11 protein-coding genes and 1 pseudogene are annotated in these 14,615 nt (G+C 63.4%); 4 read left to right on the top strand and 8 right to left on the bottom strand.

Features of this window, described 5'->3' with window-relative positions; genetic code table 11:
• Positions 1-241: 241 nt before the first annotated feature.
• From OMP38_RS28655 to OMP38_RS28640, 4 genes are all read right to left on the bottom strand, one after another.
• Positions 242-892, bottom strand: coding sequence for a nitroreductase family protein (locus tag OMP38_RS28655; RefSeq protein ID WP_277568119.1), 651 nt, complete (start codon positions 890-892; stop codon positions 242-244).
• Between the two features lie 167 nt (positions 893-1,059).
• Positions 1,060-1,776: a hypothetical protein gene (locus OMP38_RS28650; protein WP_277568118.1), complete on the bottom strand. Its 717-nt coding sequence runs from the start codon at positions 1,774-1,776 to the stop codon at positions 1,060-1,062.
• An 8-nt stretch (positions 1,777-1,784) separates the two neighbouring features.
• Positions 1,785-3,371 carry an alpha/beta hydrolase gene (locus OMP38_RS28645; RefSeq protein WP_277568117.1) on the bottom strand — a complete coding sequence of 529 codons (1,587 nt, stop codon included), beginning with the start codon at positions 3,369-3,371 and terminating at the stop codon, positions 1,785-1,787.
• A gap of 136 nt (positions 3,372-3,507) precedes the next feature.
• Complete coding sequence (locus tag OMP38_RS28640; protein WP_277568116.1) at positions 3,508-5,547, bottom strand: SLC13 family permease; 2,040 nt, start codon at positions 5,545-5,547, stop codon at positions 3,508-3,510.
• A 92-nt stretch (positions 5,548-5,639) separates the two neighbouring features.
• Between OMP38_RS28640 and OMP38_RS28635 the strand changes: the two genes are divergently transcribed.
• Entirely contained in the window at positions 5,640-5,918 is a 279-nt protein-coding gene (locus tag OMP38_RS28635; RefSeq protein WP_277568115.1) for a hypothetical protein, read from the top strand.
• 77 nt (positions 5,919-5,995) lie between these two features.
• Here the strand turns inward: OMP38_RS28635 and OMP38_RS36340 are convergent.
• A pseudogene (locus OMP38_RS36340) lies at positions 5,996-6,142 on the bottom strand (cyclic nucleotide-binding domain-containing protein); the annotation flags it as partial.
• 276 nt (positions 6,143-6,418) lie between these two features.
• A complete protein-coding gene (locus tag OMP38_RS36335) occupies positions 6,419-7,783 on the bottom strand; it encodes a DUF3900 domain-containing protein (RefSeq protein WP_420869763.1) in 1,365 nt (454 codons plus the stop codon).
• A 184-nt stretch (positions 7,784-7,967) separates the two neighbouring features.
• Here OMP38_RS36335 and OMP38_RS28615 point away from each other — a divergent pair, with 184 nt between their 5' ends.
• Positions 7,968-8,159, top strand: a complete 192-nt coding sequence (locus OMP38_RS28615; RefSeq protein ID WP_277568113.1) for a hypothetical protein — start codon at positions 7,968-7,970, stop codon at positions 8,157-8,159.
• On the top strand, positions 8,149-8,589 hold the full coding sequence (locus tag OMP38_RS28610) for a GyrI-like domain-containing protein (RefSeq protein ID WP_338130687.1): 441 nt from the start codon (positions 8,149-8,151) through the stop codon (positions 8,587-8,589). The genes OMP38_RS28615 and OMP38_RS28610 overlap by 11 nt, the downstream gene beginning before the upstream one ends.
• Before the next feature lie 47 nt (positions 8,590-8,636).
• Here the strand turns inward: OMP38_RS28610 and OMP38_RS28605 are convergent, their stop codons facing one another.
• Entirely contained in the window at positions 8,637-9,242 is a 606-nt protein-coding gene (locus OMP38_RS28605; RefSeq protein ID WP_277568112.1) for a Uma2 family endonuclease, read from the bottom strand.
• A gap of 236 nt (positions 9,243-9,478) precedes the next feature.
• On the opposite strand from OMP38_RS28605, the gene OMP38_RS28600 reads away from it, so the two are divergent.
• Entirely contained in the window at positions 9,479-9,841 is a 363-nt protein-coding gene (locus OMP38_RS28600) for a DUF3889 domain-containing protein (RefSeq protein WP_277568111.1), read from the top strand.
• A gap of 360 nt (positions 9,842-10,201) precedes the next feature.
• On the opposite strand, the gene OMP38_RS28595 is transcribed toward OMP38_RS28600, so the two are convergent.
• The gene (locus tag OMP38_RS28595) at positions 10,202-14,458 is read right to left on the bottom strand and encodes a CIA30 family protein (protein WP_277568110.1); all 4,257 of its coding nucleotides are present in this window, start codon (positions 14,456-14,458) and stop codon (positions 10,202-10,204) included.
• Positions 14,459-14,615 lie beyond the last annotated feature (157 nt).

Genomic DNA, 14,615 nt, shown 5'->3' with positions numbered 1-14,615 from the left:
AGCCGCTTAACCGGATTTTTACGCACGAAAAAGGCCGCCTGCGGCCTGTTGTTGGTACACTCGCGCGTAGCGGACGGACTGAGGAGCCCTGTTATTGCGGGATATCCCGCAATTCCCGTTTGCGCCAACCCGCTTCCCCTTCCGCCTATCGTTGCCGAAGGGTTGGCATGCGAAGCCTGTGGCCGAGCGCAAAAAGACGAAGCAGCGAGCCGCTTCGTCCTTGTCGATGCTAGACTGTGTTTTAGTTCAGTCCCTGGCCGTTCCAGAACGTGATCTCCTCGAGCGGCAGGCGTGCCGTCGCTCTGCCCGGAGCCGTTCCCTTGCCCACCGCGATGAGCATGACCGGCACGAGCGTCTCGGGGATGCCGAACGCTTCGACGAGCCGCACGGCGTCAAAGCCGCCCATCGGCACCGTGTCGTAGCCGCGCGCTTTGGCCGACAGCATGATTTGCATGCTCACGAGCCCGGCGTCGACGAGCGCGATCTGCGTCTGCTTTTCTTTGCCCAGGCTGCCGTACATCCCGATAGCGCGCGCCGTGTATTGATCGGCGAATTCGCGGGTCATAACGCCCTTTTCAACCGCGAGATCGTTGATTTGTCCTAGCCGCTTAAAGCCTTCGCGATCCCCGAGCACCGCGATGACCGCAGACGCGTCGGCCACCTGCTGCTGGTTGTTCGCGATCGGCAGCAGCTTCTGTTGAAGCGCCTTGTCGTGGAAGACGAAGAATCGCCAGGACTGCGTATTGCTGCTCGACGGCGCCAGCGACGCCTCGGCGAGAATCTCTTTCAGCTCGGCCTCGGAGATCGTCCAGTTCGGATCGTATTGCCGTACGGAATGACGTTCCCGGACGACGCTGGCATAATCGGCGACGCGGGTAATCGTTTCGCTCATGATATTCCCTCCACTATGTGATCTATGTCTAATTTAAACACAGTTAACGTCGCGAGCCGGCTGGAGCGGTATCGGCGACGGCTTTCAACTGTGTTCCTTCCAACACAGTATACGGCCGCCCCTCGGCAACTGTCAACATGCGAATTACAGTTCGTATGCCGGGATCGTCAAGGTCCGATTCCGATATCGTCCAGCATCACTTTGCCGGGGCCGCCGACCAGAACGAAAGAAAGCCCGCCGATGGCATCCGGCGCAAATGCGGGATTCGCCTCCGCCCATGCGTTGAGGGGCAAGCGATAGGTTTGGAACACCGGCTCGTACGGCTCGCGGTATTTTCCGTCGTCAACGAGCGGCTCTAGCGGTCCCAAGCGGGTGATCGAGGCGCGGAAAAGCGGCTGCGGCGACGCAAAGTCCGCCAGCGACAGCTCCGCGTAAGTCCCACTCGCGTCCGTAAGGCCGATTCGAATGTCCCAAGCGTCATGCGCCTCATCTTGCCCCGACAGATCCAGCGACAGATCCGCCATCGCGAAGGAGAGCACAGCCTGGTCGTTCGCAGATGCGCCCGTCGCAAAAACGTTAGCCCAAGTCATCGTATATTTGCCGTTGGCCGCCCACTGCAGCGAGAGCCCGTGCGTGCCCTTGCCGTGCCGCTGCCTGTCGAGCGCCTCGGCGACTTCTGCGGTCACGCCCGTGGACGAAGTCCCGGCTACGCCTTCGCCAGGCGTCTCGGGGACGGCATTCTCGTCGTCGAACCGGGCCAAAGCATTGAAGGCGCCGCTCTCGTAACGGCTGACGTACCGCGTGGCCGGGAGATAGGCGCCCGCCGAGCGGTAATCCTCGAAAAGCGGCTCGTACTCGTCGTCCCCCTTGAGCGTCGCCTCCATGAAGGCGGTCAGGTAGCCCTTGGCGATCCGCCGCTGCTCCTCCCCCCCCGGAGTGCGGGCTTGCGGAGGAAAAGTCCCGCCGGAAGCGAGCTGTCGCGCCGGCCCCAGCTCTCGTTAAATTGCCCGTGGTTGGCGCCCTCTATGTAGAGGGACGCCTTAAACGCAAGACCGGCTCCTCCAGTCCCGCCGGTAGCAAACGTCGTCCGCGCATACTGCCTGTCCCCGAAAAAGTCGTTGATGTCGGCATCGGACGCGCCCTGCAGCGTCAGGTAAGAAATGCCGCTAAGGCGTGCCTGTTTGCCGTCCACGACCGTATCGGTCGGCGCGATCGCGGCTACCGACACGATCCGATAGTCCGTCGCCGGGGGCAAGGACGCGTCGTCCGCGAACCAGGCATCGCGATCCGCCGCCATGGCGACCGCCTGACCGCCTCGCGAGTGGCCGACAAGGGAGATTTTTTGCAAATCCAGCTTGCCGAATAGCGGGGAGACCGGATCTTCGTTAAAGTCCCGCAGCTGGCCGATATGCCGAAGCAGCACCCAAGCCCTCAGCTTCATGTCCTGGCCGGGAATGCCCGACCAGACGGAATAGTTAAGGAAGTTCTCGTCGACCGATACGGCGACGCAGCCGCGGCTCGCGAGCTGCTCGCCCAGATAGGCATAGCCTCCGTCGGAATAATCCTCCATGGCGTGATTGCCGTGAACGATGAGCACGAGCGGAAATGGGCCGTTTCCCCGTGGCATCCACACTCTTCCGTTCAACGGAAGTTCCTTCGGCCCGAACCCCCAGTACCATTTTCGAAGCAGCGGCCAGTCCTTCAAATAGGCGGAAGCGTCCGCAGGCGCCGAGATCAGCCCCGCCTCCTTGCCGAAGTCGGGACGACGGCCGGTCCCGCTCCCGTAAGTAAAAGCGTCGTATGCATAGCTGCCGGGCAGCGAAGGATCGCCGGCCGCCAGGGGACGGAAGGCGACGCCCGCTGTTCCGGTGCTCCCTCCGTCCGCGCCCGCTGCCGAATCGGCGTCGTCCATCGAAGCGTGGCGCAGCCAATCCGGCCGCAGGTTAGAGGGATCCGCCGCCGATGCGCCCGCGCCGCCTAATAGCGCTAGCGCACAGATGGAGGCGACTCGGCGGCGTTTGCCGGTCCCCCGCGCGAACGCTGCGGCAAGGAGCCAGCCTATTATGGCAGCGGCGAACGTATACGAGCATGCCAATAGAAACGACACGGCGACCCCCATATCGCTGAAAAACAGCAAAAAGAAGCTGAGCGCGCCCGTGTACAGCAGCCCGCCGATCGTCGCGAAAGGACCGGACAGCCGCGGCACGAACGTCAGCGCCCAGGCGATGAGCAGCGAGAGAAAAGCGAACGCCGCCGTATGCGCGGATACCGCCGACACGAGATCGACCGGCGCGCCGAAGCCCGTCGGCGCTCCCAGCATGCCCGTGCCCGCAGCGGTCCCGCCCGCGACCCACAGCCCCAGGATCGCGCCGCGCCAAGGCCCTTGGTCGCCGGCGAGCCCGCGGCTGAGCCGCCATTCGCCCGGCAGTAAGCTGTAGGCGCGGCGCGGCGGCGATATACCGGCCTCTCTGTCGCTCATGCCCGTCAGCCCCTTCTATCGTCTCGCTTTTCGATTCGTCTATCTTTTCAATGAATCTATTATAACGCCGGCAAGCGGCGCCAACCTACGACCAAGTTCAGGAACGGCGCTTCGCGAAGCGATCCGAGCCTTCCAGTCAGCCGCCATGGCCGATCAGCCCGAGCCACTTCCAGTAGGGCACGCAGGCGACGGTCAGCAGCAGCACGGCGAGGCCGTAGCCAATCGCGGTCAATTGACCTTGTCGATGCGTGAACGATCGGCCTTCCGCGCTATAGTAGCCGGTCAGATAGGTCGGCGATTGATAGGCGAAAAAGAACGGGTCGGTCGACAGCAAGATGACGAACACGAGCACCCAAGGGTGAATGCCCGCCTGCGCCGCCAAGCCGGCGGTCGACACGACGAGCAGGATGACGGCCGCGTCGTCCCGGACGACGAGCGTCACGAGGAACGACAGCAGCACGACCGAGACGAGAAACAACGTGGGCGATCCGGAAAAGGCGGCCATCCGCGCGCCGAGCACGTTCGACATCGCGTCCACGACGCCGACGCGCTCGGCTACCTCGGCGAAGCTGAAGGCGACGCCGATGAACAGCAGGAACGGCCAGTCGATGCCCGTCTTCAGCGTATCTCCGTCGAGCACGCCAAACAAGACCAGCGCCGCAAACCCGAGCAGCATGACCCAGGCATAGTCCAATCCGTGCAGCGGCTGCAGGATCAGGAGCGCAATCGATCCGAGCGCAGCCGCCGCCGTCGCCCGCTCGCTGCGGGTCCACCGTCCGATCAGCTTCAGCTGATCGTCGAGCACCTCGGTGCGGATGGGACGTCCGGGCTCCCGCCGGCGGAAGGTCCAGGCCATGAAGCCCGCCATCGCCCCGCCGAAGACGAGGAAGGCCGGCAGGGCGTAGATCAGCCATTGAAACCAACTCACGCCCTCGGTCCCGCCGGCCATGCCGAGCGCCATGACGTTGGTGTAAGAGCCGGTCAACACGAAAGGGGCCGTGAAGCCGTAGAACACCATCGCCGTAAGCGACAGGCCCGCCATCCCGCGAGAGCGGTCCGCGAAGCCCATCGCCTCGGACAGCGTGCGGGCGATCGGCACGCCGAGCCCGACCTTCGCCGACGAAGAAGGGATAAGCGGGTTCAGCAGCGCGCCGCTCGCGACGATTCCCCAGAACTGCCCGCGGTAGCTGGCGGGAAAAAGCTTCAGCGCGAGCAGGGAGAAACGGTACAGCAAGCCGGACTTCGTAATGGCCGCGCCCAGCGCCAATATGAACAGCATGTAGAGCCAGCTTGGCGAGGCGAAGCCCGACAGCGCGACCGACGGCTCTGCGACGCCGCCGACCGCCCACAGCATCGCCATGAATAACGCCACGAGATAGTCCGGCACGGCGCGCACGATCCACATGACGACCGCGGCGAGGCCGATGCCGATGAAGTCCATGCCCTGCCGGGCCAGCCCGGCGAAGGGATCGGCGAAGTGGAAATAAACCAAGCCGGACAGCGCCAGCGCGAGGCCGGCAAGCAACGGAAGGCGGCCTCGGCCCAGCAGCGCGCCCGCTTGCTCGACGAGCCGCTTGTTCTGCTCGTCCCTCAGTTTTTCCCGGGCCAGCCGCAGGCTTCGCTCCGTACTCTCCGCCTCGGTGCCGGGGAGGGACTCGGCGAGCCGCATGTATTCGAGCGCTTTGTGCGAACGGCCCGCCCGCCGGCACCATTCGGCGCCCCAAGCGTACAGGGCTGCGGTCTGCGCCGGCTCGAAGCGACCGGACGCCGTCTCCAGCGCGGCTTCGAACCGGACGTAGCCCTCTTCGCGGCCGCGCGCGAGGCAATCGTCCAGATAGGCGGCGAATAGTCGCGGACGGTCGAACAGCAGCTCGTCGGGACAGCGAGCGAGCAGGTCCGCTAGCGGCAGGTCCTTCGGCAGCGCCGAAGCTGCCTCGGAACGCCGGCGCAAGGCCGCGTCCGGCTCGTCGCGGTCTAACGGCGACGCGGTTGCGGCTTCCAGCGCCGCGGCGGCCTGGTCGCGTGACGGCGCGGCGGCCGCCATCGCTGCCGGCGCTCCGCCGACGTTCGCGTCCGAAACGGAACGTCCGCCTTCCAGCAGCGCGATGAGCGCCGGCCATGACCCGCCGTCGGACAGCACGGCCGCCGCAGCAGCCGTATCCCCCCGCTTCCGCATAATAAATCGCGGCCTCGCGCGTCCATTGCGCGCGCGCGCTATGACCCTGCAGCTCGACGTACAGCTCCGTCAGCACGGTCCGAACCGCCGGCATGACGGAGACGCGCGCGGCGCGGTCCGGATCCTGCCGGATCATGGCGCGAAGGTCCGCATCCGCCGCCAGCGCGGCGTCGAAGGATGCAAGTCCCGCCGCGCGCTCCAGCAGCGGCTTGTCCGCGAACGGCAGCGCCGCCGCCGCGAACATCGCCACCGCCACTTCGGCGGGCCAGCGTGCCGCCTGCTGCCGGATGCGGGCGGTCTCCGCCTCGCGCGTCTCCGTCAGCCGCGCGTTCGTCTGCGTCAGCCTGCCGGACAGCAAGCGGATAAAATAGGCCGACAGCACGGCATGCTCCCCGATCAGCTGCCGGAACGTCTCTTCGCCGATCTCGAAGAGCTCGGTCTCGGCGGCGGCCACGGCGGTCGCGCTGCGCGGCTCGCCGGTCAGGAGCGCCATCTCGCCGAGCATGTCTCCCTCGCGCAGCACCGTCAGCGCCCGCCGCGCGCCTTCTTCCGTCTCTACGTAGAGCGCGATCTGCCCGCGCAGCACGACGTACATGCCGTCCCCCGGGTCGCCCGCGCGGAACAGCGTCTCGTCCGCCCGCAGCGTGCGCCGCTCCAAGCGCCCGAGGACCTTGGCCAAGTCCACGTTGGACAGCCCTTTAAACAGCGCGATATCCGCTATGTTCACATGCATACCTCGACTTAGAAGTAAATTGATCGGACAGGCGGCTTTGCTTGAAAACAGGCCGCCATCTGTCTGCCTCGCTCGCCTGCAATCTCTCCGTATCGTACGCCCGGCACCACGCCTCGCCTATTGCCGAAAGTTAACGCCTCAATGCCCCGGGCGCGGACGGCCGCGCATGCGGGCGAGCACTTGCTCGATGTCCTCGGGATGGAGCAGCTCGATCGGGGACATCCCCTTCTCGAAGTGCAGGCCGTCGGCCTCGATCAAAAGCACGTACCTGCCGTTCATGCGGGCGATATGGATCGAATCGCCGTAGTCGCTCATCTTGGCCCGGACGGCAATATCGTCCGCCTTGAACTTCAGCTCGAGGTCCGGCTGATACTCGACGATATGGGCGGTCGCGCCCATGACGTCCTCGTGCGTCCACTTCTCCTGCAGCTGCCGCTTGTCGCCGGCCGCCCACATCTCGAACTCGCGCGCCTCCTGCGCCCAGCCGCCGCTGCCGCGCGCAGCCCGCGACACGCCACCGCCGCCTTGGCCGCCGTAGCCGCCGCCTTGACCGCCGCCGTATGCGCCGCCGCCCAAGCCGGCTTCATCGTAACCCGCCGCACCATAGCCCATATCCGCCGACAGATCGCGCTCGCGGATCGCCTCGTACTCGCCGTAACCGCCGGCAGCGTCCGCGCCGGCACCGTAAGCGTCGGCCATGCCGCCGTCCTGCAAGGCGCCCGGGCCTCCCATCGCTCCCGCCCCTCCGTCCGCCGCATAGCCCGTCTCGCTCTCCGTGCCGTCTCCCGACCATTTGCGCTCCATATATTCCTGCACCAGGCCCAGGACCTGGTCGTTCACGATCTCCGGCTTCGACTTCTCGTAAGAGACGTACTTCAGGAAGTCCTCGAAGTAGCGCGCGTGCGACGCCTGATGAATCTTCAGCTCGTACGGCTCGAGCATCCCTTCCTCCGGCATGTGGGGATACTGGATCGACTTGATGTTGCGCGCGCTGATCGCCATGTCGACCTTCGAGATCAGGCTGCGCTCGTCGGAGATGCGGGCGATCTTCGACTCGAAATCGCACTTCAGCACGAACACGAACGGCTCGTCGAACAGCTCGTTCACCTTGGCCGCCGCGACGATAAACGCGCCTCCCCGCACCGCGCTCGTGTCCATGTAGCTCCGCAGCACGTCGTCGCAGGCATAGTGGAACTGCTCCTTGGTCGTGGCCACGCGCAGCCGCTGGAACAGGTTGTAGTTCGGGTTGCTCTCGGGCTCCTGCCCCGGCTCCATAATAAAGCGGCCGATCTTCGTCGGCGCCGCGGCGGTATCCGGATTCACGTCGGCCTTGCGCTTCGCGATCCGCGAGAATTCCTCGTCGAGAAACGACTTGACCTCGCTGTCCTCGTAGTCGTAGTGGTCCAGCGTCTTATAGTGCTTATACCGCTTGTTCGTGTCCGTCTCCTTGGGGCTCTCGGACTGGATGACGAAGAAGGACAGGTATTGTATGGAAAATCTCATTAGATACGGTCTCCCTGCTTTGTTCGAATCTAGATCTGACCTGCGGCGTTTGCCGCACTATGCCAAGTGTACCGATCGCGGCTCGGAGTTGTCCAGCCCCGGAGGGGTCTAATTGTGCCACTGACACCCTGTTGTCACCGTCCTTGCCGTAATATACCGTTATACCAAGTTGGGAGGTACGTCCATGTCCGCCAAAATCGACTACAAAAAACACGACAAATCGCTCTATTTGCCCAAAGGAGAACCCGCCATCCTCGACGTGCCCCCCATGCCCTTCGCCGCCATCGAAGGCGAGGGGGGATCCGAACCGCCCCGCATTCGCGCTGGAGACGGAGGCGCTGTACGCGCTGAGCTATGCCGTCAAAATGTCGTATAAAGGAAGCGACGCGCCGGAAGGGTATTACGACTACACGGTCTATCCGCTGGAAGGGGTGTGGGGTCTCGTGGATCTGACGCGGCCTGCCACGGACAAGAACAACTGGAAGTATACGATCATGATTCGGCAGCCCGATTTCCTGACCGAGGACGGGTTCCGATACTTTGTCGGCAAAACGGCGGCCAAGAAGCCGAACCCGCAGCTAGCACGCTTGAAATTCGTTACGATCGAGGACGGCCCGAGCTGTCAAATGATGCACGTGGGCAGCTTTGAAAACGAGCCCGCGAGCTTCTCGAAAATGGAGGCGTTCTGCGCGGAAGCGGGCTATCGGCGAGCGTCGAAGCTCCATCGCGAGATTTATCTGTCCGACCCGCGCAGGACAGGGACGGAAAAACTGCGGACGGTGCTGCGGTTTGCGGTGGCGAAGTAGATGGTTTATCAGAAAAAGCCCGCGCTAGCGCCACCAAGCGTGCTCGCTTAGCTCAGCGAAGCCAGCCGTTCCAGCACGTCGCCCTTGAACAGCTCGTCCACCGCAAAAGAAACGCAAGGGAACCGCTCCGACGCGACACGGTCCTGTTCCTCGAAAAGCTCGCCTACCCGGTAGCGGCCGTCGACGAGCACAAATTGCTCCAGCGTGCGGGCGGTCGGGTCGACGATCCAATATTCGGGCACGCCATGCTTCTCGTAGACCGCGTGCTTGCGTACCCGATCCCGCTTGCGCGAGCCCGGCGACAAAATCTCCACCGCCAGATCAGGAGCGCCCTCCACGCCGCGCTTGCTGACAATCTCCCAGCGGTCCTTGCTGACGAGCACAAGGTCCGGCTGCATGACGTTAGTCTTGCTCAGAATGACATCCAGGGGCGCGTACAACACGATGTAATTCGAGATACAGCTCTGCACGAGCAGATACAATTTGCCGCTTATCGCCTGATGAAAAATATTCGGTCCGGGAGACATCAGCTCCAGCTTGCCGTCGAAGATCTCGTAGCGTTTGCCGTCATCCGGCATCTCAGCGTAGATCTCGTAGGTCACGACCTGCTCGCGCACCTCGCCATCCTTGCCCTTCTTGTTCCCGTCGTCCATTTTCCCGCTCCCTTTACGGTAAAAAAAGCGCCCCGTCAAAGCGACACGTCCCGTGTGCGGCTCCGACGGGGCGCTTCCCCGTACGATTATTTACCAGTATTATGCTTGGTTAACGAAGCCATGTCAATCGCATTTCGCTACGATTCGACCTCGATGCCTTTGTCGGCATCATCCGCTTCGATTGGGGCATAATGGTACGGTTGGCAACCGACGATACAGGAGGGCGTGTAACCGCAATGAGTCAACGCTATCCCAAGGCGATAACGGGCACAGCGCGCGCCGGCGTCCTGCTCGCCTTATTGGCCATCGCAGTCTGGACGGCTTTGGCGGTCCGCGCCGAACAAGCCGATGCCGCGGATACGACCTATCACAAATGGAGCCTCATCGCCATCGAGGAGACGAAGCACAAGTACCCGCAGGCGTCGCTCGTCGATTATTTGCACATCGGCAGAACGCAGCTCGAAGGCGGCCTCAGCGAGGAGAAATTCAAGCTTTGGCTCCGCCAGGCCGACCGGGAGTTCGGCGTGTTCGTGACCGTCCGTTTTAATGACGCCGAGGATCGCCTGATCTCGGTCGCCATGAGCGAAACGCCTCGCTGAGTCGGAAGTCATGGATAAAAGTCCCTTCTTTGATCAAAATCGCAATTTGTCGTTTGACGGCGCGCGCACGCGTTTAATTACAGATTAAGCCATGAGTCATTGGACGCGTCGTCCCGGGGTCGAACCCGGGCGCTGCAGCCGACTGCGCTTCGATCACGGCGGTACGATCTGCGGGTAGACGAACCCTAGACACAGCAAACCCGCATAGCCGCCCTGCCCAAGAGCAGGCTCCGGCCCATCAACCTTCTTCGTTCGTCTCCCGTCGCAGCGCGCGACAAAGACGGCGCCCCGGCCGCTTGGCGGTTCGGGAGCGCCGTCTTTTTAGTTCGCTCGGCGGCGCTGCCGCCGAGCCCTGACATGCTATTCCAACGCGACTTCGTCCACGTACAAGGTCATCGTGCCCGTACCGTCCGGCGCGTAGACTTGCAGGCCGATCGTTTTGATCGCCGTCTTGTCGATGCCGCCGGCATTCAGATTCAGCGTTAACGTCTGATAATCGGTATTCAGCGTCGCTTCGTCGGCGTTCACCCACGTCCATGCGCCGCCGTGCTTAATGAACAGCTTGGCCTTGGCCGTGCCCGCGGCGAGACGCACCTTAAGCTTGATCGCGGACCCGTTGCTGAGGTCCTTGTCCGAGACCGCGCCGAGCTCAAGCTGCGGCGAACTTCCCGTGCCGGTCGCGTTGAAGTCCACCGCCAGCACCTTCGCGCCTCCGTCCGACGTCTGCCTTACGTTGCCGGCGCCGAGCGTGTTCTGGCTGTCGTTCAGCGCCCAACCTTCGGCCGAGCCGTCGAAGCCGTAAAGCGTGCCCGTCGGCAATCCGCCGCCGGCGCTGCCGTTCGGCACCGGGCCCGCCGCGTCGTCGCTGACCGCGCGGATGTCGTCGAAGTACATCGAAGACGTCAGCTTCGTGCCGTCCGGCTTCGCGTTCGTGTAGATGGAGAACGCGTTCACCTTGGACAGGTTCAGCTTCGTGAGCGTGCCCGTCGCGCCGTTAGCCGGCTTGAACGCGCTAAACGGAGCGGTCACGAACTGCGCTTCCTCCGTCGCCGTGTCCGGGTAATACTCGTACGTCTTGCCGTCGGCGTTGATCTGCATGACGAGCTTCTGGCCCTTGCCGTCCGGCTTGTACCGAAATTGCAGGGCGTTGTAGCCCGACCAATCTACGCCGCCGAGCGCCTTGGTGATGCCGGCATAGCCGCTGTTCGCCAGCGTATAGGTATACTTCAGCCCGTAGCTGCCGCCGTGCTTGCTGCCCGCGTCGAGCGCCGCGGCCGTATCGTCGCCGCCCGCATGGACGAACTTCGCGCCGAGCGCATCGTTGCTGCCGAGGTAGCCTTCGAAGTCGTCGACCGATGCCGGATCGGAGGCGGCATCCTGGTACGTGCTGTACAAACGGATGTTGTCGATATAGACCGGGTATGCGGCGCCGCCGTTGTCCAATCCGCTGCCGACGAGCGAGAGCGCCAGATCGTCCGCCGCGGCAAGCGCTTCAGCGTTCGTCAGATCGATCGCAGCCGCATAGTGGACATACGGCTCTCCGTCGATCTGGACCTTCTCCAGATTGTCGAAGGAAACCTGCGTCGTGTCCATGCCGTACTTGTGGTCCCAATCCGGCGGCAGCTGAACGACGCTGCGCAAGGTCGCTTTGCCGCTCTTCGCGCCAGCCGCGACCGGCACCCACGCTTCGTATTTAAGGCGCTTCACGCCGGAGAGCGTGTCTGCGCCGGCGACGGCCTTGGCGTTTTTCAGCTCCAGCTTGAGCTCCTGCCAATCGTCCGTATACGTCGTGCCGACGACGCTGAGCTTAAGCTTGCCGTCGCCGTTCAAGCTGACGTGCGAGAGCCCCTCGATATCCGCCTGCCATCCGCCGTTGCTCTGAATGCCCTCGATGCCGTCGTCGAACGTGTAGGCGCCGATCAGCACCTCCGGAATCTTCACGAATACGGTGTTCGTCTGCGCCTGCAGCACCTTGCCGTCCGCGTCGTACGCCTTGACGGTGACGGTCGCCGACTTGCCGTTCAGGCTGGCCGCCGGGGACCAATCGGCCGTGTAAAAGCCGGTCGCGGGATCGAGCGTCAGCGCATGCTCCGCATCGTCCCCAGCCGTCGCGTAGACGACCTTGGCAGGCGTCTCGTTCAGAATGCGCGCGCGAATCTGCGTCGTATTCGTCTTGACCGTGCTTTGGTCGGTCGGCGAAGCGACGTGCATGAACGGCTGCTCGCGCTCCGTCGCCACGTTGCGATCGTAGGCATGGGAGACTTCCTTGTTGAAAAGGGTGTACGACTCTTCGAAATACTTGACGAAGTCGGGCAGCATCTGATGCGCCGGCTGTCCCTCGCCCGTCGGATACGGCACGTAGGCGGTCGGCCCGAAGTTCGCCCAGGTGAGCATATAAGCCATCTTCCTGGCGTCCGGATCGGATTGCAGCGCCTCCGAAAGCTTGGTGTAGAAGTCTGGCGTCGAATTGCCGCTCGCCTTCATCTGCTGGTAGCCGAACTCGGTAAGCGCCGCGACCTTATGATGGCCGTCCGCTACGCGCGAGACGAGCGCGGCTTCCGTCGTGACGCCGTCGAACCAGCTTTGGCCTTCCCCGTTGTAGTAGCTGTCGAAGCCGAGGATGTCGACGTAGTCGTCGCCCGGATACGTCTCCATATACCGCTCCTCGCTCGTGCCGAAGCCGCCGCCGGGCGAGTAGGCGTACAGGAAGTTGCTCACGCCCTTGACGTCTCTCAAATATTCGACGGTATAGCGGTAGATCTCGCGGTATTCATCCTTCGTCGTGAACGCCGCGCCCCACCAGAACCAGCTGCCGCTCTGCTCGTGGAACGGACGGTAGATGACCGGGATCGGGTTGCCGTTGTCGTCCTTCAGATGGTTCGCGAAGTCCGCGATATTGTCGAGAAACGCATTGTACGCGGCATGCTTGTCTCCGCCCGGCAGGATATGCGAGACAACGTTGCCCTTCAGGTCGTAGAAATCGCCGCCCGTCACGAAGTTCGGCAGGTGCGAGCTCAGCGTCAGTACGCCGCCGTAATTATAAGCCTTTTTCATCACGTCGATCAGGTTGTCGCGGCTCTGCTCGAAGTCGCCGGATACGCCCGGCTTCTCTTTGCCTTCCAGCGTCAGCGTGTCCCAGCCGAATAACGCGGGGTATTCCCCGACCGCATTGTACGTGTCGGACTCGGTGCCGTCCCGCTTGCCGATCGACAGGCCTTCCGTCGTCGCGTGCTGCTGCCCGAACAAGATGCCGCCGCCTCGAATCTCGTTCAGGTAAACGAACAGGGACTTCGTCGCGGCGGAAGCGTCCGGATCGACAAGGTTCACGCTGACCGCGGGGTTGGCTGGCGTGGTGACAGGGCCATTCGCCGAAGGCGAGGTCGTACTCGGCGCAGCTGCGCCGTTCGCGATGCTGAACTTGCCTGCTTCGACCGCTTTCCCGCCTACGATGACGCCGGATGCCTGGATGTCGGCGGATCCTACGGTGCCGCTCCCGGCGATCGTCGTGCCGCTGGCGCCCGAATTCACCTTCAGTTGGTCGATCGACGCACCCGAAGCCAGCTCCAGCGCCACCGGGCTGTTGAACGTAGCGGATTCAACCTGAACGCCCTGTGCCAGCTCCAGCTTCGACGCGCTCTCTACGGTGACCTGTTCGATTTTCGTCTTGCCGGTCGCTTGCACGCGAACCTCGCCTTCCTTGCGGTCGACGACGACTTCGCCAAGCGTCGCATCGTTCAGGATCACCGTGTGCGGGCCGCCGCCCGCGATGAACGTCTTGCCTTTGACCGTGACGCCGTCGAGCTTCACCTCGCCGTCGCCGATGCCCGCGGTCAGATACAGATTGCCGTTAACGACCGCGTTCTTAAGCGTCGCGCCGTCGTGATTGACCACGACATTGCCCGCGATCTCTCCGCCCTCGACGACGCCCGCGGAAGCATAGTAGCCCGCGACGAGCTTGTCGATCAGCGTCACGACCTCCGCGCGCGTGATGCTGTCGTTCGGACGGAAGGTGCCGTCCTGATAGCCGCTTAGCGCGCCGGACAATGCGTCTACCGCCGCCTTGGCGTAGGCTTGGATCTGCGCGCCGTCGCTGAAGCCCGCCTGCGTAGAAGCGCTTCCGGAAGCGGCCAGCGAAAACACGCGCGCCAGCAGCGTTACCGCGTCCTGGCGGCTGATCGCGTCTCCCGCCTGCGCCCGATTCCCCGGGAAGCCCTCGTAATAGCCGGCTTCGCGCGCGATCGACAGCGCGTCCGCGTACCAGCTCGTTCCCCTGACGTCCGAGAATGCCTCGTTCGATTCGGCGTAAAAGCCGAATACGCGGTTCAGGATCGTCGCGAATTCGGCGCGCGTGATCCGGTCGTTCGGATGGAACGTCTTGTCGGGATATCCGCTCAGCACGCCGCTTGCCACCCATTTGGCGATGCTGTCCTTCGCCCAATGCTGCAGCGTGTCGGATAGCGGCAGCCCGGCGGTCGGAGCGGACACGGCGGACGGACTTGCCGTCGCCGACGGTTCTGCAGCCCATGCCGACACCGGCGCGGCGACGCCGGCCAATACGGCGGATGCCGCCAACGCCGTCGATAGGGCGCCGGACAGGATTTTCTTTGAAGCTTTCATCAAGAAACCTCCTCCAACGAAATGAGCGCATTTACGCATTCGGTTAGCGCTAACAACGAATAAATCTTTACATTCGCGTATGCCAAACCAGAATATGCCTCAGATTATAAAGCGCTTACTTTCATTGAAATAGGTGCTCAATTGCTTTTAATATAAC

Origin of the sequence: Cohnella ginsengisoli (genome assembly GCF_029525555.1) — a bacterium.
GTDB classification, from domain to species: domain Bacteria; phylum Bacillota; class Bacilli; order Paenibacillales; family Paenibacillaceae; genus Cohnella; species Cohnella ginsengisoli.
The sequence above is the reverse complement of the archived record's forward strand: the minus strand, read 5'-3'. Positions and strand labels throughout refer to the sequence as shown.